The organism is Hwanghaeella grinnelliae, from assembly GCF_004005845.1.
Lineage (GTDB): Bacteria > Pseudomonadota > Alphaproteobacteria > UBA8366 > Aestuariispiraceae > Hwanghaeella > Hwanghaeella grinnelliae.
Window position 1 is genome coordinate 1,129,397 of the sequence record NZ_SADE01000002.1, and the last position, 22,473, is coordinate 1,151,869.

20 protein-coding genes, 1 tRNA gene and 1 pseudogene are annotated in these 22,473 nt (G+C 58.1%); 12 read left to right on the forward strand and 10 right to left on the reverse strand.

Going from position 1 to position 22,473, the window contains the following annotated elements:
• The first annotated feature begins 17 nt into the window (after positions 1-17).
• Both EOI86_RS16025 and EOI86_RS16030 read left to right on the forward strand, forming a co-directional pair.
• Complete coding sequence (locus EOI86_RS16025; protein ID WP_127766159.1) at positions 18-1,736, forward strand: methyl-accepting chemotaxis protein; 1,719 nt, start codon at positions 18-20, stop codon at positions 1,734-1,736.
• Positions 1,737-2,152: 416 nt separating this feature from the next.
• The gene (locus EOI86_RS16030) at positions 2,153-4,159 is read left to right on the forward strand and encodes a methyl-accepting chemotaxis protein (protein WP_127766160.1); all 2,007 of its coding nucleotides are present in this window, start codon (positions 2,153-2,155) and stop codon (positions 4,157-4,159) included.
• Between the two features lie 170 nt (positions 4,160-4,329).
• Here EOI86_RS16030 and rlmH read toward each other — a convergent pair whose 3' ends face one another.
• From rlmH to rplU, 8 genes and pseudogenes are all read right to left on the reverse strand, one after another.
• On the reverse strand, positions 4,330-4,788 hold the full coding sequence (gene rlmH / locus EOI86_RS16035; RefSeq protein ID WP_127766161.1) for a 23S rRNA (pseudouridine(1915)-N(3))-methyltransferase RlmH: 459 nt from the start codon (positions 4,786-4,788) through the stop codon (positions 4,330-4,332).
• 14 nt (positions 4,789-4,802) lie between these two features.
• The gene (rsfS, locus tag EOI86_RS16040; protein ID WP_338033060.1) at positions 4,803-5,246 is read right to left on the reverse strand and encodes a ribosome silencing factor; all 444 of its coding nucleotides are present in this window, start codon (positions 5,244-5,246) and stop codon (positions 4,803-4,805) included.
• A 24-nt stretch (positions 5,247-5,270) separates the two neighbouring features.
• Entirely contained in the window at positions 5,271-5,882 is a 612-nt protein-coding gene (locus EOI86_RS16045; protein ID WP_127766162.1) for a nicotinate-nucleotide adenylyltransferase, read from the reverse strand.
• Between the two features lie 51 nt (positions 5,883-5,933).
• Entirely contained in the window at positions 5,934-7,247 is a 1,314-nt protein-coding gene (locus EOI86_RS16050) for a glutamate-5-semialdehyde dehydrogenase (RefSeq protein WP_127766163.1), read from the reverse strand.
• 79 nt (positions 7,248-7,326) lie between these two features.
• Positions 7,327-8,514 carry a glutamate 5-kinase gene (proB, locus tag EOI86_RS16055; protein ID WP_127766164.1) on the reverse strand — a complete coding sequence of 396 codons (1,188 nt, stop codon included), beginning with the start codon at positions 8,512-8,514 and terminating at the stop codon, positions 7,327-7,329.
• Between the two features lie 23 nt (positions 8,515-8,537).
• Entirely contained in the window at positions 8,538-9,671 is a 1,134-nt protein-coding gene (gene obgE, locus EOI86_RS16060) for a GTPase ObgE (protein WP_127766165.1), read from the reverse strand.
• Between the two features lie 112 nt (positions 9,672-9,783).
• Positions 9,784-10,050: a 50S ribosomal protein L27 gene (rpmA, locus tag EOI86_RS16065; protein ID WP_127766166.1), complete on the reverse strand. Its 267-nt coding sequence runs from the start codon at positions 10,048-10,050 to the stop codon at positions 9,784-9,786.
• A gap of 177 nt (positions 10,051-10,227) precedes the next feature.
• Positions 10,228-10,536, reverse strand: a pseudogene (rplU, locus tag EOI86_RS16070) (50S ribosomal protein L21); the annotation flags it as partial.
• 296 nt (positions 10,537-10,832) lie between these two features.
• Here rplU and EOI86_RS16075 point away from each other — a divergent pair.
• From EOI86_RS16075 to EOI86_RS16085, 3 genes are all read left to right on the forward strand, one after another.
• Entirely contained in the window at positions 10,833-11,636 is an 804-nt protein-coding gene (locus EOI86_RS16075) for a 2-keto-4-pentenoate hydratase (RefSeq protein ID WP_127766168.1), read from the forward strand.
• A gap of 1 nt (position 11,637) precedes the next feature.
• Positions 11,638-12,624, forward strand: a complete 987-nt coding sequence (locus EOI86_RS16080; RefSeq protein WP_127766169.1) for an NAD(P)-dependent oxidoreductase — start codon at positions 11,638-11,640, stop codon at positions 12,622-12,624.
• A gap of 204 nt (positions 12,625-12,828) precedes the next feature.
• Entirely contained in the window at positions 12,829-13,398 is a 570-nt protein-coding gene (locus tag EOI86_RS16085) for a methyltransferase family protein (protein WP_161973856.1), read from the forward strand.
• 13 nt (positions 13,399-13,411) lie between these two features.
• Here EOI86_RS16085 and EOI86_RS16090 read toward each other — a convergent pair whose 3' ends face one another.
• The gene (locus tag EOI86_RS16090) at positions 13,412-14,839 is read right to left on the reverse strand and encodes an ATP-binding protein (protein ID WP_161973857.1); all 1,428 of its coding nucleotides are present in this window, start codon (positions 14,837-14,839) and stop codon (positions 13,412-13,414) included.
• On the reverse strand, positions 14,826-15,503 hold the full coding sequence (locus tag EOI86_RS16095; protein WP_127766172.1) for a response regulator transcription factor: 678 nt from the start codon (positions 15,501-15,503) through the stop codon (positions 14,826-14,828). The genes EOI86_RS16090 and EOI86_RS16095 overlap by 14 nt, the downstream gene beginning before the upstream one ends.
• Before the next feature lie 170 nt (positions 15,504-15,673).
• Between EOI86_RS16095 and EOI86_RS16100 the strand changes: the two genes are divergently transcribed.
• From EOI86_RS16100 to EOI86_RS16130, 7 genes are all read left to right on the forward strand, one after another.
• Positions 15,674-16,483, forward strand: coding sequence for a MipA/OmpV family protein (locus EOI86_RS16100; protein WP_127766173.1), 810 nt, complete (start codon positions 15,674-15,676; stop codon positions 16,481-16,483).
• 157 nt (positions 16,484-16,640) lie between these two features.
• A tRNA-Ser gene (locus tag EOI86_RS16105) sits at positions 16,641-16,730 on the forward strand.
• 173 nt (positions 16,731-16,903) lie between these two features.
• Positions 16,904-17,887: a hypothetical protein gene (locus EOI86_RS16110; protein WP_127766174.1), complete on the forward strand. Its 984-nt coding sequence runs from the start codon at positions 16,904-16,906 to the stop codon at positions 17,885-17,887.
• A 94-nt stretch (positions 17,888-17,981) separates the two neighbouring features.
• On the forward strand, positions 17,982-18,179 hold the full coding sequence (locus tag EOI86_RS16115; protein ID WP_127766175.1) for a helix-turn-helix transcriptional regulator: 198 nt from the start codon (positions 17,982-17,984) through the stop codon (positions 18,177-18,179).
• A 1-nt stretch (position 18,180) separates the two neighbouring features.
• Positions 18,181-18,651: a helix-turn-helix domain-containing protein gene (locus tag EOI86_RS24965; RefSeq protein WP_161973858.1), complete on the forward strand. Its 471-nt coding sequence runs from the start codon at positions 18,181-18,183 to the stop codon at positions 18,649-18,651.
• 14 nt (positions 18,652-18,665) lie between these two features.
• The gene (locus EOI86_RS16125) at positions 18,666-19,757 is read left to right on the forward strand and encodes a tyrosine-type recombinase/integrase (protein ID WP_127766177.1); all 1,092 of its coding nucleotides are present in this window, start codon (positions 18,666-18,668) and stop codon (positions 19,755-19,757) included.
• 272 nt (positions 19,758-20,029) lie between these two features.
• Complete coding sequence (locus EOI86_RS16130) at positions 20,030-22,471, forward strand: autotransporter outer membrane beta-barrel domain-containing protein (RefSeq protein WP_127766178.1); 2,442 nt, start codon at positions 20,030-20,032, stop codon at positions 22,469-22,471.
• The last annotated feature ends 2 nt before the right edge of the window (positions 22,472-22,473 follow it).

The following is a 22,473-nucleotide window of genomic DNA, read 5'->3' on the forward strand; positions in this document are numbered from 1 at the left end:
CAAAGTGATGGGGAACCATGTTCAACAAAATCTCGCTTCGGGTGCGGCTTACGCTTGTCGTAGGCTTGCTGGTCGTTGCAACGGCGGTCGCCGTCGGTGTTAGCGCAAGTTACATTCTTTCCGGTGACCTCGCCTCGCAGGTCGTCGAACGCCAGAACGCCAGTTTGCGGACCGCGGCGGTTTTGTTGCGGAAGGCTTATCCAAGAACAAAGTTTTCCATCAGCAATGATGGCAAGGTGTCGGGGCTTTCGATCCCGGAAATTCCGATTTTCGACGATCATGACATGATCGATGAGATCGGCGCCGTGACCGGGGAAACCGCGACCGTCTTCAAATGGGAAGATGACAGCAAGGACTTTTGGCGGAAGACGACGAATATCATCAAGGACGACGGCAGCCGCGCGGTGGGGACGCCGTTGGGTCAGAAGGGCAAGGTTTATCCTATCCTGACGGCGGGTAAGACCTTCAATGGCGAAGCCACGATCCTGGGGAAGGACTATTACACGATTTATGAACCGATCTTCAGCGAAAGCGGCAAGGTTATCGGAATACTCTATGCCGGTGTCTTGAAGTCCAACGTGGACTCGACGCTGAACTCGATTATCAAGGGCATCCTCATAGCCGGTGGCGTCGCCATTCTGCTCGGTATCCTTATCGCCATCGTGTTGACGCAAATGCTGACCAGACCGTTGGTGGCGATCGCCGAGATGATGAGCCGGATTTCGGGCGGTGATCTGAATACGGAAGTCGGCTACACCGACCGAGGTGACGAAATCGGCCGTATGGCCAAGGCGCTCGAAGTCTTCAAACAAGGCGAGATCGAAAAACAGGAAATCGCGAAACGCCAGCGCGCCGACGAAGAACGCCAACAGGCGGAACGCGAGCGTTTGGTGAACTCGCTGGTGCAGGACTTCGAAAGCAGCATCGGCGGTGTTATTTCCGACTTGGACAAGGCGTTCGAACAATCGAAGCGGTCGGCCGGGCAAGTTGCGAATAACGCACAGCAGGTGGAGACAATCGCACAGACCGTCTCCGCATCCACCGAGTCGTCCTCATCGAAGGTAAATCGGGTCGCGGACGCCACACAAATCCTCTCGCAGTCGATTTCCGAAATTGGCCGCCAAGCTGAACAGTCTGCGGAAGTCGCGCGCGCCGCGGCCAAGAATGCCGAACAGGCGAATACGAAGGTCGTCAGCCTGCGGGATGCTAGCAACCGGGTTGGCGAAGTCATCAAATTGATCAACGATATTGCCGAACAGACGAACCTTCTGGCGCTCAACGCCACGATTGAGGCGGCGCGTGCCGGCGATGCCGGCAAAGGTTTCGCGGTCGTCGCGAACGAAGTGAAGAGCCTGGCGAACCAGACTGCGAAAGCGACGGAGGAAATCAGCGAGCAGATTTCCGCGATCCAGTCGGCTACCCACGAAGCCAGTGAAGAGATCGGCGGTATCGTCAGTACGATTTACGACATCAATGAAGCGACCTCGGCTATTGCCCGATCCGTTTCGGATCAGAATGAGGCGACGCAGGAAATTGCCAGCGACGTTTCCGCGTCACAGGAAAGCTCCGGGGAAGTCGCCCGAAATGCGGGCGAGTTGCAGTCGGTGGTGACGCAAAGCAATACAAGTATCCAATCGTTGCAGGAGGCGACGGACACGGTTTCAACGGCCCTTTCGGGTTTGCAGAAACAAGTGTCGAGTTTCATGACGAATCTGGCGGCGCGCCAGAACGGATAAAGCCTAGACCGGCTCGCTGCCGGTCCAACTCCACAATACCAAGCATGATGAAACGGCCCCTTCGGGGGCCGTTTTTCGTTTCAGGGCCCCGTTCACGGACCGCGATGGGCCAACCGTGTCGTGGGTCTATGCGGCTATCGCCGGCGACTTCGATTCGCAAAAAAGGCCAATCCTGAAAATAGTCCTTATTAACTAATTCGTAAGAATTACTTTGATACTATAATACTAACATCGAGTAATATAAAAGTTTCATTCAAGGATAAGAAAACTCTGACGTTCCGGGTGAACAGAGCGGCGAAAACGCCGGTTTCCGGGGAGAAAACGGCAATCAGAGCTGTTTGCCGTAACTGGGAAAAGACACGCAATCGAGGAAGACCAAGCACGGGTTTGGAATTCCCAAACAAAGCGAGAGACAGATGAAGAACCTGAAGGTTACGACAAAAGTATTCGCCGGATTCGGCCTATTGCTGCTTCTGCTCATCCTCATAAGCGCCACCGGATCGATCAGCCTTTGGTCGGCGGGCGACGATTTCAAACGGTACAGATCAACCGCGTTGCAGACGAACCAGGCGGGGCGTGTTCAGGCCAATCTTCTGGAAACGCGATTGGCGGCCAAAAACTTTGTGATCAACGGGTCGGCGGAATCTATTGCCGCTGTCAAGGAGCGGGCGGAAAAGACCGCAGCCCTGAACGACGAACTGAATGCCTTGATCAACGACGCCGCAAGAAATGCTGAGGTGAAGGTAGTGGCAAAAGATTTATCCGCTTACCTGGCGGCCTTCGACAAGGTCACGGCCTTGCAGGCGGATCGAAACCGCTTGGTGTTGGACGGCCTTGACAAGATGGGGCCGCAAATCGAACGGAACCTGACGAGTGTCCTCGATAGCGCGCATAAGGCTGTGGACGTTAACGCGGCTTACTACGCGGCAAAAACATTACGCACCCTGCTGCTGATGCGCCTTTACGTCACCAAATACCTATTAAACAACGATCAGGCGGCCTATGAGCGTGTCAATACGGAGCTCAAAGACCTTGCTGCAAATGCAGAAAAGATGATGCTCACACTGCGGGACGCGGAGCAGCAGAAACTTGCCAAGGATTCAATCGCGTTGATCGAAAACTACCGCACGACCGTCCGCTCCGTGCATGACAAAATCGATGAGCGGAACGATATCATCCAAAACACCCTGGACAGGGTCGGCCCCAATGTCGCGGCCATTTTGGAAGACCTTAAACTGAGCATCAAGGAAGAACAGGACACACTCGGCCCCGCGGCGACGGCGGCCATAGAACTGGCCATCAAGACTGCCATCGGCGTCTCCATCGTGGCGCTCATATTCGCAGTGGCGGCGGCTTGGGTGATCGGCTTCGGACTGTCCAATCCTATCGTTGCGATGACAAATGCGATGAAATCGCTGGCGGAAGGCGATCTCGAAGTTGACATTCCCGGCGCGGAAAGGCGAGACGAGATAGGCTCCATGGCCGGTGCGGTCCAAGTCTTTAAGGACAACGCGATTGAAGTGAAGCGGTTGGAATCCGAACGCGCGGAAGCCGAGCGCCGGGCTGAGGAGGAGAAGCGGGCGGAAATGTTGCGCCTTGCCGACGCCTTCGAGGCAGCCGTTTCCGGGGTGGTCAATTCCGTTTCCTCCGCGGCGGCGGAGATGCAGAGCTCGTCCGAGAGTATGCAGGGCACGGCGGAACAAACCAGCCATCAGGCGACCACCGTTGCGTCGGCCGCCGAACAGGCTACAGGCAATGTGCAGACCGTTTCGACCGCGGCGGAGGAACTCTCGAGTTCCATCCGGGAGATCAACCTTCAGGTCGGTCAGGCTTCCCAAGTTGCCGGTAGGGCTGCCGGCGCGGCCCAGCAGACAACACTTACCATTCAAGGATTGTCCGATGCCGTCCAAAAGATTGGTGATGTGGTCAATCTGATCAACGACATCGCTGATCAGACAAACCTCTTGGCGCTGAATGCGACCATCGAGGCAGCGCGAGCGGGTGATGCGGGCAAAGGCTTTGCCGTGGTCGCATCCGAAGTGAAGTCACTGGCGACCCAAACCGGCAACGCAACGCAGGAAATCGCCGCGCAGGTCGCCAGTGTCCAAACCGAGACACAACAGGCCGTATCGGCAATCATGCAGATCGGTTCGGTCATCGACGAGATCAATGAAATCTCGGCGGCGATTGCTTCCGCCATGGAAGAGCAGGGTGCGGCCACACAAGAGATCGCCCGCAACGTCGATCAGGCCCGAGCGGGAACGCAGGAAGTGTCCAGCAATATTTCCAGGGTCAGCACGGGCACCCAGGAAACCGGAAGTGCGGCCATTCAGGTCAAAGCCGCTGCGAACGAACTCGGCGAGCAATCCAATCTGCTGCGCCGTGAGGTCGACCGCTTCATCGCCGAAGTCCGGGCGAGTTGACGGATCAAACCCGATCGAGACGGAACGGCCCCTTCGGGGGTCGTTTCACTTTTGATCGGTTGCAGGTTCGGGGGGGGGCAAAATAACGGCCGGTGTTTTCATCAACCGCTGTCGTTAGCGTCGAATGTTTCCAGGGTGGGGCATCCAGGGTGGGGCATCCAGGGTGGGAGTCACTGACGATGGTAGGGATGACCGGCGCTGATCTGCTGCGCCCGATAGAGCTGCTCGGCGATCAGGCCGCGGACCAGCATATGGGGCCAAGTCATCTTTCCCAGGCATAGAACCAGATCGGCGCGTGCCCGCACCGCATCGGTCAAGCCGTCGGCGCCGCCGATCAGGATCGCCGCAGACCGTGCGCCGCGATCACGCCAATCGTCCAGACTTTGTGCAAAGGCCGGGCTGTCAAGATGTTTGCCGCGTTCGTCCAACGCAATGACGACGGCGCCGTCCGGAATCGCCGACAGCAGCAGCGCCGCTTCACGTTCCTGCAGTTCGGCGCCGCTCAAGGGGCGTTTTTCTTCGACTTCGACCAATTTAAAGGGATGGCGCAGGCGTCCGGAATAGTGTTCGAACAAAGCCAGCTCCGGGCCGCGGCGCGCGCGGCCAACGGCGATAAGATGAACCTCCACGGGACGGTCCTCGGCTAGTGGGACGCGCCCTCGCTCTGTGGCTCGTCCGGTGTTTCCAAAACCGCGGCGCTCGCCGTCGATCCGGTGTTCCACAATTTTTCAAGATTGTAGAATTCCCGAACTTCCGGGCGGAACAGATGCACGATGACGTCTCCGGCATCGATCAGCACCCAGTCCCCTTGGTCTTTCCCGTCGACCGTGGCTTTCGTCGCTCCGCCCGCCTTCAGCCGTTCGACCAGGTGGTCGGACATTGCCGAAAGGTGGCGTGCGGACGTGCCGGACGCGATCACCATATAGTCTGCGAGGGTGGATTTACCGGCCAGTTCGATGACCGAGACGGCTTGAGCCTTGTCGTCTTCCAGAGAATTGACGACGAGATCCTTGAACGAGGCAGCAGCTTCCGGCCCGGAAACGGCCATGGCTGACTGTGCTTTCTGTTGGGTCCTTATAGCGCCCATCTCCCTTTCGTGTATGTCCATTGCCTAACCCGATTCTCCGCTCCGAATGGCGGTCGCTGAGGCCGGGTGACGGCGAAAACTGACAAAAGACCATACCGGGGGACGGCTCTGCGCCAGCCGGCCGGCCGCATATAACGGCAATCTGCACCGGCGATAGCGTTGCGCCGCCTTACCCGACAACGCCCTGGAATCATAGGTTGGACGGGTGAAAACCGCAATGGGAACCAGCATGAAGATTTTGTTCCAATCACGCCATCGCGGTATTTGAATAAGGTTGTCGGAGCCCATCAGCCAAACGAACCGCAGATTTGGATAGTGGCGGATCAGTTTCGCCAAGGTTTGGGCGGTATAGGTCGTACCCAATTTCACCTCGATATCGGTGGGGCGGATCCGCCGGTCGCCGGCGCTGACCGCCTTCGCGGAGGCCATGCGGTCGGCCAGCGGGGCCATGCCTTCGCGGTCCTTTAACGGATTCTGGGGCGAAACCAGCCACCACACTTCTTGCAGACGCAGCCGTTTGAGCGCTTCCCGCGAAATATGCAGATGGCCGTCATGGGCCGGGTTGAAAGACCCGCCCAACAGGCCGACATAGCGGCGGCGCTGGCTTCTGCCCTGTCGGCTGCGCTTTTTTTTCACAGAAGCGGTTCCGGATCTGTTGTGAGGGAATGGCGAGCGGCCACGGCGGGGTCAGGGTCGGACCTGACCGTTGCCGCGGACGACATAGCGAAAACTGGTCAATTGCTCGGTACCCACAGGGCCGCGAGCATGCATGCGCCCGGTCGATATCCCGATTTCCGCACCCATGCCGAATTCACCGCCATCGGCAAATTGGGTCGAGGCATTGTGCATGACGATGGCGCTGTCGACTTCGCGTAGGAACGTATCCGCCGCACCATCGTCTTCGGTCACGATGCAATCGGTGTGATTGGACCCCATCGTATTTATGTGTTCGATCGCCTGGTCCAAGCCGTCGACGACGCGGACTGAAATGATGCTGTCCAGATACTCCGTCCGCCAATCCGCTTCCGTCGCCTCATTGGCATCGGGGAACAGGGCGCGGGTCGCATCGTCGCCGCGAATTTCACATCCGGCGCCGGACAGATCACCGAGGATCGTCGGCAGCAGGTCCGCCGCAACGGTCTTGTCGATCAGCAGGGTTTCCGCCGACCCGCAAATGCCGGTTCGCCGCATCTTTGCGTTCAGCGCGATGGCGCGGGCCTTTTCCGTATCGGCACCTGCATGGATATAGACATGGCATAGCCCATCCAGATGCGCGAAGACCGGCATGCGCGCATCAGTCATGACGCGTTCGATCAGGCTGCGGCCACCGCGGGGCACGATAACGTCGACAAAATCGTTCATGCGCAGCAATGCGCCGACCGCTTCGCGGTCCCGGGTCGGGATCATCTGAATGGCGTCTTCGGGCAGTCCCGCCTCCCGCAACCCGATGCGCAGACAATCGGCGATCAGGGACGAGCTGTTCAGACTTTCCGACCCGCCGCGCAGGATGACGGCATTCCCGGCCGAAAGGCACAGACCGCCCGCATCCGCCGTAACGTTCGGCCGGGATTCATAGATCACGCCGATCACACCCAAGGGGGTGCGGACGCGCTGGATATGCAGGCCGTTGGGACGGTCCCATTCGGCAATGACCTCACCCACGGGGTCGGGCAATTCAGCAATCGCTTCCAAGCCGGCGGCCATGCCTTCGATCCGGTCCGGCGTCAGCAATAGGCGATCCATCATCGCCTTGCTGAGACCCTTCTTGCTGCCGAAGTCGAGGTCCTTCTCATTCGCGGCGATCAGGTCCGCCTCGCGTGCCCGGATGGCGGCGGCGGCGGCGTGCAAAGCGCTGCGCTTCGATTCCGTTTTGGCCAGGGCGAGGGTTTTCGATGCGGCGCGGGCACGGGCACCGATAGCCCGGACCTGTTCTTCCACCTGTTCGGGGCTTTGCGCCTGTTCAGCGACGCCGGTGCTGTTTTCGGCCAATGCGACACTCATCTCAATCCTCCCGCGCCTTATCCCCCGTTGGGTGGCGCCCCTTCGTTAACCGATATGGCACTCAGCGCGCGCCATCCTGTCAAGTGACTGGCTGGGCCCGTTCGTCCCGGACGGTCCGGCCCGTGCCCGGGCCGTCGGCCAGCAACGCCAAATCGTCCCGGTGGATCAGGGCCGAGCGGCCCTCGAACCCCAAAATATCGGCGATCTCTTTTGATTGCCTGCCGACAATCTTGGCCGCGTCATCGCGGGAATAGGCGGCAAGGCCGATGGCAAGGCGGTTCCCGTCCAGGCCGGTGACGCTGACTGGGTCGCCACGCTCGAATTCTCCCTCGACCCTGACCACACCGGCGGGCAGCAAACTCTTGCCGTTGGCCAGCGCGGTGGCCGCACCCTTGTCCACGACAACGATGCCGCTGGCGTTCAACTGGCCGGCGATCCAACGCTTCCGCGCGGCAACCGGCTTTTCCGGCGCGGTGAAGACTGTGCAGCGCGCGCCATCAGCCAATGCTTGCAATGGATGCGGGTCGTTGCCGCGGGCGATGATCATCCGGCAGCCGCCGCCAAGCGCGATCTTTGCCGCCTCCAGTTTTGTGACCATGCCGCCGGTTGAAAGCCCGCCGCGTTCGGCGGAAACGGCGACATCGCCGGCCATGGCCAAGATCTCCGGCGACAGGTGATCGACCACGGGCAGATGTTCCGCCCCTGCGGTGCTGCGCGGGTCGGCGGTATAGAGCCCGTCGATATCGCTCAATAGAATAAGCGTATCGGCACTGACCATGGTGGAGACGCGGGCGGCCAGCCGGTCATTGTCGCCATAGCGGATTTCCTGGGTGGCGACCGTGTCGTTCTCATTGATGACCGGAACCGCGCCCAGGCTGAGCAATTGCAGAATGGTCGCGCGCGCATTCAAATGGCGGCGGCGTTCCTCGGTGTCGCCCGGCGTCAGCAAAATTTGGGCGGCGGTGAACCCTTCAGCGGCCAAACTCTCCTGATAAGCATGCGCCAGGGTGATCTGACCGGTGGCCGCGGCGGCCTGTTTTTCCTCAAGCTTCAGGCTGCGGTTCTGCAGGCCTAGATGACGGCGGCCTGCGGCGATCGACCCGGACGAGACGATCAGAACCTGCGCGCCCCGGGCCCGCAGCATGGCGACGTCCTTCGACAAGGCGGCCAGCCAGTCGCGCCGGACGGCGCCGGTGGACTGGTCCACCAACAGGGCGGAGCCGATCTTGACGACGACGCGCTTGCTGCCCTGGAATATCTTACTCATCGGAAGACGGTGCTCATAGTGTGCTACAATGTCACCTCGGGCGACCAGGGCCGTTCCCCTGTTTCGCTTTCGCCCGAGTCATGGCCGTCGTGCGCGTCATCATCCCGGTCCCGGTAAGCGCCCGCGTCGGCCGCTTCGGCCTTCGCCGCTTCGGCGTCTTCCCGCGCACGATCTTCCCGGATGATCCGGTACAGGGCGCGGAGAACCTCGGTCACCCCGTTGCCGGTAATACCGGAAATCGCGAAAATCGGCGCGTCGGTCACGGCCCGCAATTCGGCGGTCATTTCCTCGACGAATTCGGGCAGCAGGGCGTCTGTTTTGTTGATCGCGATGATCTCGGGCTTTTCGTCCAGCCCCGCGCCGTACTCTTCCAATTCGCGGCGGATCGTCTTGTAAGACTCGGCGACCGTCATATCCGCGCCGTCGATCAGATGCAGAATGACCCGGCAGCGTTCGATATGGCCCAGGAAACGGTCCCCCAGCCCTTGGCCTTCATGCGCCCCTTCGATCAGTCCTGGAATGTCGGCCAGGACGAATTCATGCTCGTCGATCCCGACCACGCCCAATTGCGGGTGCAGGGTCGTGAAGGGGTAGTCCGCGATCTTCGGCCGTGCCCTGCTGGTGGCGGATAGGAAGGTCGACTTGCCGGCATTGGGAAGCCCGACCAGCCCCGCATCGGCGATCAGTTTCAGGCGCAGCCAAATCCATTTTTCAACCGCGTCCTCGCCCGGTTGGGCATGGCGTGGCGCCTGGTTCGTGGAGGATTTGAAATGCGCGTTCCCCATGCCGCCGCGCCCGCCGCGAGCGAGCACGACCCGTTGGCCCACTTCGGTAAGGTCCGCGATCAAGGTTTCGTTGTCGTCTTCGAAAACCTGCGTGCCGACCGGCAGGCGCAGGACGGAATCCTGGCCATCCGCCCCAGTTCGGTTCTGACCCATGCCGTGAATGCCGCGCTTGGCCTTGAAGTGCTGCTGGTAGCGATAATCGATCAAGGTGTTCAGGCCCTGGACGGCCTCGACCACGACATCGCCGCCACGGCCGCCATCGCCGCCGTTCGGACCGCCGTATTCGATATACTTCTCGCGCCGGAAGGAGACGCAACCCGCGCCGCCCGCACCGCTTTTTATGAAGACCTTGGCCTGATCCAGGAACTTCATGGGTTCATCCTGACCTTGTTCTTGGGTCCATGCTGTATGCCGGACCCGGAAAATGAAAAAGGGGAACGGTTGCGACCGTTCCCCTTCTCAAACTTATCCGCGGGAGCGGCCGTTATTCGGCAGCCTCCGGCAGCGGCAAAACAGAGACCGTCGTACGGTCACGCGTCTTCTTGTACCCGACATGACCGGGAATCAGCGCGAACAGCGTGTGGTCCTTGCCCATGCCGACATTGTTGCCGGGGTGCCACTTGGTACCGCGCTGACGGATGATGATGTTGCCAGCCTTGACCTCTTCGCCACCGTACTTTTTGACGCCGAGGCGGCGGCCTTCGGAGTCGCGGCCGTTACGTGAACTACCGCCGGCTTTTTTATGCGCCATAACTCAATCTCCTTAACCTTTCGGGCCTGCATCCCTGCTTGGCCCGCGCCCCTCACGTGTTCCGCACGGGGCGTTGAAATCTTATTCCGCTGCGGCTTCGCCTGCAGCTTCTTCCTTCTTCTTGGCGCTCGCCTTCTTAGCCGTGGCTTTCTTGGCGGCGGCCTTCTTGGCGCCAGAGGCCTTGATGTCCGTGATCTTCAGGACAGTCAGGTGCTGGCGGTGGCCGTTCTTGCGGCGATAGTTCTGCCGGCGCTTCTTCTTGAAGACGATGATCTTGTCGGCACGCATCTGGTCGACAACTTCGGCTTCCACGGCGGCGCCTTCGATCAGCGGCGCGCCGACGGTCTTCGTACCGCCGTCATCGATCATCAGAACGTCGCTCAACGCGACCTTTTCACCCGGCTCGGCGGTCAGTTTCTCGACACGAATGACATCGTCTTTCGCGACGCGATACTGCTTGCCGCCCGTCTTAACGACTGCAAACATGATACCCTCATCACTTGTTCCGCGCTTTACGGCGCCGGCGTCGCAAGACGGGAACCCTTCCCGCAAGCATTCGCCGAACTTTCCTCTACGGTCCAGGTATCCCTGGACAAAAGCCTCAAGCAGCGCATTCATATTGCCGCGAAACACCTACGCTCCGCGGACCGGCGCGCACTATACGCAGCGGGCGGGCGAAGTCAACGCCCGGAATGGCGGAAATGTGGGGCTTAGCGCGCGATTCGACAAGGCCGCGGAAAAGGACGGCCGGATTAAACCCAGTTTACCCTGAGGGAGGGGATATGAGTACAGACCTGGAAGCGCAAATTCAAAGCGCGGCAAAACGCCTTTTCGACGGTCATAAGGCAGGGGCGGCTTATGTATCCGTGGCGCAAACCGACGGTATTGCCGGCATTGCGCAGGGATATGACGTTCAGGACCGGCTGGTCGAAATGCTGTTGCGCGACACAGGCGCTTCCGTCGCCGGATATAAAATTGCGCTCACCTCAAAGCCGATGCAGGAAATGGTCGGGGTCGATCATCCCGTGGCCGGCGTTGTCCTGGACCGGGTCGTCTTTTCCTCGGGGACGACGGTGAAACTCAGCGATTATCAGCATATGGGGGTCGAATTCGAGCTGGCCGTGCGCTTGGGCCGGGATATGCCGGCAAAGGCGTCGCCCTATACACGGGCCGAAACCGCAGAGCTTGTCGATGCCTGTGCCCCTGCTTTCGAACTGGTCGATGACCGGAACGCTGACTACACGTCCCTGGAAGGCGTTGGACTGGCGGCCGACAATGCCTGGAATGGTGGGGTCGTTGTCGGGGACTTCTCCGTAGCCTGGCGCGATTTGGACCTGACGGCGGTGCCGGCCCATCTGGAATGGAGCGGGGCGGAAGATGCCGCCGCCACGACGGGGGAGGCGATGGGCCACCCCTTCGAAGCGGTCGCCTGGATCGCCAACCATCTGAACGCGCGCGGGCAAATGCTGAAGGCCGGTGAATTCGTCATGACCGGCAGCACGATGAAGACGCGTTTCCCGACAGGCGGCGAACGGATCCGGTATACATTGGAGGGCATGGGCGCCGTTGCCGCGGAGATCGTCTGACATGACGAAGATCTTGTTGACCCATACGCCGCAAATGCGGCGCGGTTACTATGGCGACCGCGCGGTGGCGGCGCTCGAAAAACTTGGCGACGTGTCCCTGCACGAGGGAGAGGAAGCCTTGGACCCGGCGGCGCTGGTTGCGGCGGCAGAGGGGGTGGAGATCATCGTCTCCGACCGGATGACGGCGGCGCCGGCGGCGGTGTTCGATGCGCTTCCCTCCCTGAAGGCTTTCTTGCGCTGCGCAGTGGATATTCGAAACATCGATGTCGCGGCGGCGTCCCGGGCTGGTGTGCTGATCACCCATGCGACGCCCGGTTTTGCCCCGGCGGTCAGCGAATTGGCCATCGGCTTCATGGTGGATCTGGCGCGCGGTGTGTCCCGGCTGTCTTCGACCTATCGTCCCGGTATGTCGGACGAATTAGGGATGGGGCGGCAGCTGTCGGGCAGCGTTGCGGGCATCATCGGGTATGGGGCGATCGCCCGGCATCTGGCCCCGATCCTGGCGGCAATGGGGATGGAGGTTCTGATTTCCGATCCCTACGCCTCGGTCGAGGATGCGCGGTTCAAGCAGGTTTCCCTGGAAGACCTTCTGGGGAAATCGGATTTCGTCATCTGCCTCGCCGTCGCGACGGAGGAGACGGAAAATCTGATGGATGAGGCAGCCTTCGCGCGGATGAAGAACCATGCCTTTTTCATCAACCTGTCGCGCGGCAATCTGGTCGATGAAGCAGCCTTGCATACGGCCCTGATCGGCAATGTCATTGCCGGCGCCGCGATGGATGTGGGACGCGCGCCGGATCAAATGCCCAGCCCCGATCTCGCCGCCTTGCCGAACGTCATCGCGACCCCGCATATCGGCGGATTGGTGCCCGAGGCGATCGAGCATCAGGCCTTCGACACCGTTGCCCAGGTCACAGCGCTGGTCGCGGGGGAGGTCCCGCCGCACGCGGTCAATGCGGACAGTTGGACGCGGCGGACTGGGCCGTAGGCCTGATCCCCATTCAGCTTCGTTTCATCTTCAGCCTCTACATGACGGATCATTCGCAAACGATTCCAGAGGCCGAGAACGATGACGAATTCCGCGACAATCTCCCCGATTGAGCCGCTGTGCGCGGAGAGAAGTCTAGTCCTTACCGCGCCCGAACCTTCGGGGCCGTCCGGTCTTTCCCGGCTGCAGAAAACACGAAAGCGCATGTTGTTTCTGGTGGCCGGGTTTCTTGTGCCGCAAGCAGGGCTTATTGCTCCGCTCTGGACGGAATCGGGCGGCATGCTTCGGCTGGACCAGTTGGGTGCCCTCATTCTGTTCGGCGCCATTCTGGGACGATGCTGGTGCACGCTCTATATCTCCGCCCATAAGAAGCAGAGTTTGGTCACGGCTGGGCCGTACAGCCTGTGCCGAAACCCGCTCTACCTGTTCAGTTTTATGGCTGCCGGTGGGGTGGGACTGATGTCGGGCAGCGTTGTGATCGGTACGATCTATAGTCTCGCGACCATCGCATTGTTTCGCGGCGTTGTCCGGCAGGAAGAACGGCATCTGGCGGACTATTTCGAGGATGCCTATCGGGCTTATTGCCGGGATACACCTCGCTGGATCCCAAATTTTGGTATTTGGCGCGACGACAGGAAATTGGTCACCCGGCCCAGTCTGTTGCTGATCACCCTTCGGGACGGGCTGTGCCTGTTCGCGTTCTGGCCGTTCTTCCGCTTGATGGAACTTGCCCGGGAAATCGGTTTGGCGCCGACGCTTCTGATCTTGCCCTGACGTGGGCGGATCGTCAGATGAGCAGTTCCAGGCGCAGGCCGCCCAAACGCCCCGGCGGCAAACGGCGTAGGGTCATGCCAAGTCGGTCGCAAAGCGTGCTGGTGATCGTCAGGCCCAGTCCGGCGCCGGGTTCCTCGCTTTGGCCCAATCGCACGAACTTCTCAAACACGCGTCCGTATTCTTCATCCGACAGGCCCGGGCCGTCGTCCTCAACGATGATGCTTGTCCTGCCGCTTTGCGACCCGACAGAGATGGAGACGCGGCCCGGTCGGTCGGCATACTTCACGGCATTGTCGATCAGGTTGCGCAGCACGATGGAGAGAAGGTCCGGTTCGGATCGGATTGTGGCGTTCGATGGCGCGTCCAGAATCAGCTCCACTTTCCGACTGTCGGCTTTGTGGATCAAGTCGGCGACGACCTGTTGCAGGATCGCGGAAAGGTCGACCTGCTTGAAGCTGGCGGCTTCCACCGCGATGGATTGGGAACGGCTGTGATCCAGTAATTGTGAGATCAACCGGGCGCCCCGCCGGGTTGCCTGCAACAGGTGTTCTTTCCGTTCGGCCAATTGATCTGGCGGTGCGTTGAGGTCGATGGCCTCGACCTGGGACTGAATTGCGGTCAAGGGGGTCCGCAATTCATGGGCCGCGTTCGATACGAAGTCCCGCTCCTGGTCCAGCAAGGTCGTCAGCCTGCCAAGATGGCTGTTCATCGCTTTGGTGATCGAGTCGAGCTCTGCCGGCAGGTCGGTGTCGTCGAGGGGAGAAAGGTCCGTGGCCTCCCGCCGCCGCAATTGATCCGCGAACCTTTCCAGAGGCAATAGGCCAGACCGAAGGCTGAAGAATATCGCGACAACAATCATTACCGTCGCGAGCAAAAAATGAACCGCTGTAACTCCCGAAATTTGAAGGGCCGACTTCCATGTTTCGGTCTCGTCGAAGCCGATCACCACCCGCGCCCCGGTGTCGTCATCCGTGACGGAAAAGACCTCCCACCGCTGGTCGGCCAGTTCAATATGTCCGCTTGTGGGAATGGCGACCAGCTCTGCTTTGTCCGCCACCACCGACGAATACATCAGCCGACCGTTGCGCGTTATGACCATAAGATAGTCGTCAAAGTCTTCCGCGTATTCGTAATCTTCGTCGAATTCAGGAAATCCAAAGAATTCCAGGTTCGGCTGATTGGAGACGATGCCGAGAATGATCGGGGCGGTATTCGCGATGCGGCTCCTGAGTGATTCCTCGAACTCGTCGGTGGCGCCGTAAACGATCACCCCAAGCGCCAGTATCCAGGTGCCGGTTAGGACCCAGGCAAGCCGCTTGATGAGCAGAGAACGGATCGACGGACACCGCGGTTCACCGATCCAGCAGCGCTTCCGGTCATTCTCACGCGGGCTGTTCTGCTTCAAATCACCCTGCTTCAGATTAGAATCACTCTGCGGCATCGCTCTCCGTTTTGGGAACCATGTAACCGACCCCCCTAATGGTTCTGATGATATTCGCCCCCAACTTACGGCGGATCTGTGAGACGAAGGCCTCAAGCGTGTTGCTTTCCGCATCGCCATCCCAACCGTAGAGCGATTCCTCCAGGAAGCGTCGCGTCACCACCCGCCCCTGACTCTCAACCAGGATCTGCAACAAGTTGAATGCCTTCGGGGTAAGGGAGATGGTTCCTGACGGTCCTTCGACGGACATGCCGGCCGGATCAATCCGATAGCCGTGGCAGACCAGTTCGACGCGCCGTGCGGATTCGCCCCGGCGTGTCAGCGCCCGGCAGCGCGCGATCAGTTCTTCCATCGCGAAGGGTTTTACCAAATAGTCGTCGGCGCCCAGGTTCAGACCTTTGACCCGCTCGTCCAACTCGTACCGCGCGGTCAGGATCAGAATGGGGATGGCATTCTTCGCCTTGCGGACATCTTGCAGAAGGTCGAATCCGTTACGGCCGGGCAGGCCGATATCCAGGACGAGTATATCGAAGCTATTATCCGTCAATGCGTTTAGCAGGCCTTCGCCGTTGCGCATCCAATCGACGGCAACGCCATGGCGCGGCAATGCGGATCGAATCGCATCGCCGATCAGCCCGTCATCCTCAACCAGCAATACCCGCATCAACTGTGTTCCCAGATTTCTCGCGCGTCCCGCCGGCGGAACAAGGCCGCCCGTACCTGAACCGAACCTGAACGATGTTAGTAACAGGTGTTCAGGTTGCCTTCAGCATAGGTCCGTAGACACCTCATTGGAATGTCGACACAGGCACAGTTTTATCAAGGGTGAACACAATGACTTTTAAAGGTTTTCGGTCCGTATTCTTTCTCGCTGCTTTCGCGGCGATGCTTCAAACCGGGGTGGCCGTCGCGCAGGACGCCGGTGATGACGCTGGAGATTGGCGGGTTGAAACGGGCGCGGGTGTCATTTTCTCGCCGGATTATGAAGGGTCGGACGATTATGAGGCGTCACCGGTTCCCGTGCTGGAGGTCAGCTGGAAGGATCGCATCGCGCTGACGACCAAGGGCGGCCCCGGTTTGATCGCGACGCCATTCCTGGGGGAGAATTACAGGATCGACACGGGCCTGCGGTATGACTTCGGACGAGACGAAGACGATAATGACGCGCTGCGGGGACTCGGCGATCTGGATGTCGGCGCCGTCGGGGTCTTGAAGGCGTCCTATGAATTCGGACAGTTCGAGACGGGGGTGGAACTGGGCCACGACCTTGGCGGGGACCGGGACGGCACGACCGCCACTGTTGAATTCGGCATGACGCAGCCAATTCTTGACCGCCGGGCCTTCGTGGGACTGACCGCGGACGCGACCTGGGCCAGCGATGACTATATGCAGAACACCTTCGGTATTTCCGCCACCCAGGCCGCTCGGTCCGGCGCGGGGCTTTCCGCTTTCGATGCGGAGGCCGGGTTCAAGGATGTGGGTCTATCAGCGATGGTCGGTTATTCGGTGACGGAAAATGTCTCGGTCATCACGATGGCGAAGTATTCACGACTGCTGAACGATGCCGCCGACTCGCCGTTGGTGGACCGGGAAGGGTCGGCCAATCAATTCCAACTGTTCCTCGGCGCTTCTTATCGCTGGTAGGAAGCGGGGCCGGGCGCGGGCGGCCTCTTTATCGGCGCGGCATGCAAGACAGGGCTTGCCGCGCCGGGCGGCTTTGGCTAGTTTCCGCGCGCCTTCGACCAAGGGGGCCAGACGCCGGACGATCCGAAAATGTGGACCCGCCCGGCCGACGCAAGACGGAGAGGTGCCGGAGTGGTCGAACGGGGCGGTCTCGAAAACCGTTGTGCTAGCAATAGTACCCAGGGTTCGAATCCCTGTCTCTCCGCCATTACGCGTCAATATTTCTATTAATTTCAATTAGATATTTTGTTTTAATGGTGATTGGTCCCCCAATCAGTCCCCCAGTCATGGCAATTGACCTGTTCCCGAATTATCTAAATTTCCGGTAGCTGAAACCGTCAGTGATAGGCTGGGGCGGCGAATCTAGCTAGGCAGGATGCCATGGTTAGAATCCCTTCCATCGACTACAAGGCGTTCCTGATCCAACGGAAGTTTCCCGGTTACCAACGGGAATTGCCATCGCGGGTGAATGTGAAGCCTTACATTCCGTCCGGAACCACTATTACCAACAGTGTCGACCGCAAACCGAAGGCGTCTCCCGCTAACGACAAAGTAAATGCTAAAAAGGCATGGGCGAAACTACTCGCCGATGTTCAAAGTTACCGTGAAGAACTTGATGAATTATCGGAGGATCAGCTTCGCGCCCTATACGAGGAAGAGCGAAAGAAGAAGATTGCAGAAGAAGAGCAAGAGCGGTTCTACAATCAACCCTCAGCGGATGCGGATTTCGATTATTGGACCAAGATGCCGCATTGGACTTTAGACGAAGCGGTGGCGCTTTCGTTCGGTAAGTCTCCCAAGGTCGTCAACAAAAATAGCTTATCAAAATTCCACGGTTCGACGGCGTCTTTCGTTAAAGAATACGAGAAGACTCTCGAACTGGCTCAACGGGCAATTCCCTGGAAGAAATTGTTCGATCCCGTAATGCCATCGCTATTTATCAAATGGGCGAAGGATACGGATGTCCCTTTACCTGAAGAGCTCGTTGAGAGAGTTGAGGCTCGGTCTGGGAAGCAGCTCGATTGGCAGGAGATGTATCAGGCGCTTCTCGAAAAGAATAACAACAACGTAAAAACCGCCAACGAGATCATCGCCGAGAAGGACCGCATATTAGCGGAGTTACAATCACAGGGTGGAGAGAAACCTCTCCGCACGCGAGAGAAAGAGTCCCTTTTGAAACTGGTCATAGGTATGGCCTTGGCTGGCTACGCATACGATCCGAGCGCGAAGCGATCAGGGGTGCCCCAGGAAATCGCGGATGATCTTGCTCGAAAGGGAATTCAACTTGACGTCGACACCGTTCGCAAATGGTTGAAGGAAGCCAAAGACCTAGCGCCTGGATCGCTGGACGATGAACCCAGCTAAACCGAATTCGGTTTGCGCTTAACCGAATTCGGCCTCATTCGAAGCGGGACTTCATAGGTTCGCCACGGTTCCAATCAACCGAAGGTGAACAGCAATGCACGACCCTATTCTCCCCGAAACCGGCTTCGTCCGGCTTCCGACAATCCTGAAGGTATTCCCTGTCAGCAAGTCCACATGGTGGACGGGTGTGAAGGCGAAGACCTATCCGCAGCCAGTTAAGCTGGGGCCGAAGGTCACGGCCTGGCGGGTGGAGGACATCAAGGCCCTGATTGCCGCGAAGGGAGCGCAGTGACGTGGCGCGCCGGGACCGTTACTCGCTGGCCCCGATCCGTGGGAACTATACCTATTCGGTTGGAGAGGTGGCAGAGCTATATGGCATCGCCGATGCCACGGTGTTCCGCTGGATTCGGGACGAAGGGCTGAAGCGCCTTCCGGGATCAAAGAAATACTACATCCACAGCGGTGATCTGCGCCGGTTCCTCGAGCGGTTGAATAAGCGAAACAAGAAACCCTCTAGCGATGGCGAAATCTATTGCTGCAAGTGCCGAGTGCCGCGAAGGCCTTCGAATAACACCATCCAGGCGGAGGACCTCCCGAATGGAACCATCCGCGTGAAGGCAAAGTGCGGGGTCTGCGGCACAGGCCAATTTAAGGTCGTCAGCAGCAAGAATTGGTCCGAAACCCATCCTCTGTATCCGGACAGGAACGATCCCACCATCGAACATAGTGGTGGGGACGGGTGGCCCCGTAATTGTCAAACTTGAGGAGGGTAAGAGTGATGCCTGAAAATAACCCCAAAAATGAGGTCGCGAAGAAGCAGTACGAGGATGCCCTTCTGCACGGCAAATGCCGCGATCCGAAGACGGTGAAAGCCGTCTGGAACAGCATCAACCTGTTCGAGGAATTCACGGGATATGCTGATTTCCGGGCGCTCGATGCTGACCAGGCGAAGGGGTTCAAGGCATGGCTGGAGAAAAAGAAGAGTAAGAATGGCGAGGGGCTTAGTATAGCGACGATGCGTTCCACGCTTCACGACCTACGGGACTTCTTCCAATGGCTTACCGTTCACCCGCAATATATCCGCAAGGTGGACGGAAGGGCGATCCAATACCTGCGACTGTCCGACAACGCGAACCGGGCCGGGCGCGCGTCCCGTGAGAAACCCCCGCCCACGCTCGAGGAACTGTCGAAGGCTCTGGCCGCAATGCCGTCCGGTACGGATATTGAAAGGCGGGACCGTGCGCTATTCGCCTTTACGGTGATCACCTGCGTCCGCGACGATGCCCTGGTGACCCTCAAAATGAAGGATGTCGACCCCAAGCGGAAGACCGTCTGGCAGGATCCGAAACATGTTCGAACCAAGCGGCGGAAGGGCATCAATACGCGGTTCATCAGCCAGGTCATGCCTGAGGCGGAAGAGATCGTTCTGGACTGGCTGCACCATGCGCAGGACGTTCTGGGCTTCAAGTCGGACGATCCGCTGTTCCCGAAGACCCTGGTTGAGAACGACGCGGAAACGATGGCTTTCGAGGCCAACGGCCTGTCCCGGGATCATTGGGCGAATGCCCAGCCGGTCCGGGAGGTGTTCAAGGCTGCATTCCAGCGCGTGGGTTTGCCTTACTACAACCCGCACCTGTTCAGGAAAACGGTAGTCAAATGGGCGCAGCAGAACTGTTCGCAGCTGGAGTTCAAGGCGATCAGCCAGAACCTGGGGCATGATCACGCGATGACGACGTATAACGCCTATGGGGAATTGTCGGTCGATGAGCAGTTTCGTGTGATCGAAGAGATCGGGGCGGCTCACACTGACCTGATTGGCGTTCGAACCGCAGCTTTACTCGCTGAGTTTGCTCGGAGAACTAAGTCATAGATCGAGTTTCGCGGACACGAGGATCTCTGACGTAGTATGAAAACGCATCTCACCTCCACTTTATGTTTAGCCACTTTGGATGGAGGCTTTTCAACCCTCATTACCTATGCGAACAGACTTCATAGTTGTTAATGAGAGTTAACTTGCAATTTCCAGGTTTACACTTTTTAGGGGTTATTTATCACAAAAGCACGTGACACAATCAGTGTTGCCCTCCGGGCTAATGTCAAATAGTGCCCAAGCCAAAAACTCTTCGGAAGGAGCATCATAAAATGCGTGGAATGATTGCTTTGATCTCTTCGGCTCTTGGGATGGTAGCGGTGCTAGGCACATTTCCTCTTACTAGCGCAACTGCTGCAGAAATTTGCTTCAGCGAGTTCACTCCCGGAACATTCACAGTTCGGGAAGTTACGAGGATCTTCACTGGCAGTGGTACGCCTGACACTCCGTGCAGTTTCTCCTCAAGATTTACGGGTACTTTGCCGGGGTCCACGTTTGTCGATAGTCCATTTGGCGGCTTTTCTGGATTTTCGGATCTTACCATAGGTCCGCGGAACGGACTTACTGGCGAGTTTACCGAGCTGTCTTTTGACGAAGACGTTGGACTTGGGCGTCGAAGCACCAGCGCTGTTACTGTTCGAAACGAGGGTATTTGGGAACTTGGGAATGACGCCGATCTATTTGATTTAGGTGGCGACGGTATTCCCCCGAGATTCATCAACAACAATATTTTCAGAAAGTCGAGTGGCGGGGGAGTGTCCAACGTTTCCGTGAACTTCCAAAGTATCGGCGGCAGAATTGAGGTTCTAGAAGGGAGTTTGGTATTTTCCGGACCATCCACCTCAATCAGTCAAACAGAGATGGTGAAGAACGGCGGGAAACTAGGCTTCTCGGGAGACGCGCAACTCAGTTTGTTGGACTACGCGAACAGTGGAGTGTTGGAAGTTAATGAGGGCGAACTCCGACTTTCTGACGTCACCATTTCAAATGGCTCGGGTCAAATAAACATAGGATCGAACGGCAGTCTCCGGGGAGTATCAAGTTCTGACAATATCTTAGGTGGAGCCATACATGGTGAAGTGGGAGCCCAGCTTGGTGGAGTCCTGCTTGAGGATGTGACGACGACAGGAAGGTTGATTGTTGCAGGCAGTCTGAGTTCGGCAAGTCCCCAACGTGCCTTTCGTGGGACCATCACCAATGAAGGTGAACTTGTTTCGAATGTCGTCGCGAATGGTTCATCGTCTTACAGAATTGATGGTAATGGTGCCGAGACAATATTTGAAGGTAATGGGCGTTTCGTGTTTTCACAGAGCGAAGGCGCCACGGGGCAAAGCCTCATCATAGGCTCGTCCATCGAGGATTCTACATTGGTGAATGGACTCAATCATTCGCTTGTCGTTGAAGGGAATGGTGAGGGCCGAACGGTTGCTCAGCTGAATAGCTTGAGCGTTGTCAATAAGAACCTAATTTCCGTCAACGGCGGAGAATTGAGGTTGGCTGATGTTGAAGTTGATAACGTTCAAGGGCGAATTGACATTGGTCAGAATTCTAGCATCGTTGGGAATAGCACCATCAGTACGCAGATCATTGCAGGCGGTACGGTGCATGGCGAAACAGGCGCAACAATAGAGCGAGTCCAACTTCAAGACCTAGAGACAACCGGTACCATAAACATCATCGGAAGCCCTACTTCCGATTTTTCGCCGCCGCCTTTCATTGGGACGATCACGAATGAGGGAGACCTTGTCTCGAATATTGTCTCCAACTTTGGTCAATCATTTAGGATTGATGGGGCTGTTGGAGGTATCGAAACCACTTTGGAAGGAAGTGGTCGCTTAGTGTTTTCGCAGGGCGAGGGCGCAACTGGATCGCACTTTGTTCAAGGCTCGTCGATAGAGAATTCAACTTTAGTGAACGGCAGCAACCATTCTATCGGTATCGAAGGTAATGGGGATAATCGTCGCGTAGCAAGCCTATCCGGCATGACAGTCGCGAATACAGGATCTTTCTTGGTTGAAAATGCGAGGTTGGATTTAAGCAACGTTGTCTTTGCGAATAGTGGATCTCTCGATGTTTCGAATGACAGCCGTGTTCAGGGGAGCAACGCATCCATCGTGCAATCCGGAGGCAACCTCAATGTCGACGGAGTTCTTGTCGCCAACTCCGTAAACATTGATGCAGGGACTCTCACGGGATCAGGTTTGCTAGACACCGATCTTACTGTTGGAGAAGGCGCGTCGGTTAATCCTGGAAATTCGCCTGGAACGTTGGCGGTTGATGGTGACTTTGCGCTTGAGACGGGAGCGACCCTGTTCCTTGAAGTGGAAGGGACGCAGCTTGGCGAGTTTGATCGATTGCTTGTGTCCGGTGATCTCGCACTAAACGGCGATATTGTCTTCGGCCTCACCCAAGATCTGTTCAACGGTCTCTTCGAGCAAGCGTTCACCATTGATGACTTCATCTTGGACTTCAATCCGAGCACACTCGCTGCATTTGCCTTTGTAGAACGGCAGGTTTTCGAAGATGCCAGTTTCTTCGTGCAGTTTGGAAACAGCTTGTACGACTTGGCATTCTTGTCAGAGAGCGGATCGTTTGAGGTTGGAGACCAACTTTCCACAGTAGATCTGCCTGAATCGATTGGGTCACTCGTTCTTGGGCTCGGCGTTTTGGGTTTCGTCAGATCACGCCAGCGACGGCTGAAACGCGCAGCTTAAGG

Bases quoted from the DNA above. Each gene is read 5' to 3' on its own strand.
- EOI86_RS16025 (WP_127766159.1), top strand. From the start codon at position 18: ATGTTCAACAAAATCTCGCTTCGGGTGCGGCTTACGCTTGTCGTAGGC.
- EOI86_RS16030 (WP_127766160.1), top strand. From the start codon at position 2,153: ATGAAGAACCTGAAGGTTACGACAAAAGTATTCGCCGGATTCGGCCTA.
- rsfS (WP_338033060.1), bottom strand. From the start codon at position 5,246: ATGGGCGCTATAAGGACCCAACAGAAAGCACAGTCAGCCATGGCCGTT.
- EOI86_RS16050 (WP_127766163.1), bottom strand. From the start codon at position 7,247: ATGAGTGTCGCATTGGCCGAAAACAGCACCGGCGTCGCTGAACAGGCG.
- proB (WP_127766164.1), bottom strand. From the start codon at position 8,514: ATGAGTAAGATATTCCAGGGCAGCAAGCGCGTCGTCGTCAAGATCGGC.
- obgE (WP_127766165.1), bottom strand. From the start codon at position 9,671: ATGAAGTTCCTGGATCAGGCCAAGGTCTTCATAAAAAGCGGTGCGGGC.
- rpmA (WP_127766166.1), bottom strand. From the start codon at position 10,050: ATGGCGCATAAAAAAGCCGGCGGTAGTTCACGTAACGGCCGCGACTCC.
- EOI86_RS16075 (WP_127766168.1), top strand. From the start codon at position 10,833: ATGAGTACAGACCTGGAAGCGCAAATTCAAAGCGCGGCAAAACGCCTT.
- EOI86_RS16080 (WP_127766169.1), top strand. From the start codon at position 11,638: ATGACGAAGATCTTGTTGACCCATACGCCGCAAATGCGGCGCGGTTAC.
- EOI86_RS16085 (WP_161973856.1), top strand. From the start codon at position 12,829: ATGTTGTTTCTGGTGGCCGGGTTTCTTGTGCCGCAAGCAGGGCTTATT.
- EOI86_RS16090 (WP_161973857.1), bottom strand. From the start codon at position 14,839: ATGCCGCAGAGTGATTCTAATCTGAAGCAGGGTGATTTGAAGCAGAAC.
- EOI86_RS16095 (WP_127766172.1), bottom strand. From the start codon at position 15,503: ATGCGGGTATTGCTGGTTGAGGATGACGGGCTGATCGGCGATGCGATT.
- EOI86_RS16100 (WP_127766173.1), top strand. From the start codon at position 15,674: ATGACTTTTAAAGGTTTTCGGTCCGTATTCTTTCTCGCTGCTTTCGCG.
- EOI86_RS16110 (WP_127766174.1), top strand. From the start codon at position 16,904: ATGGTTAGAATCCCTTCCATCGACTACAAGGCGTTCCTGATCCAACGG.
- EOI86_RS16115 (WP_127766175.1), top strand. From the start codon at position 17,982: ATGCACGACCCTATTCTCCCCGAAACCGGCTTCGTCCGGCTTCCGACA.
- EOI86_RS16125 (WP_127766177.1), top strand. From the start codon at position 18,666: ATGCCTGAAAATAACCCCAAAAATGAGGTCGCGAAGAAGCAGTACGAG.
- EOI86_RS16130 (WP_127766178.1), top strand. From the start codon at position 20,030: ATGCGTGGAATGATTGCTTTGATCTCTTCGGCTCTTGGGATGGTAGCG.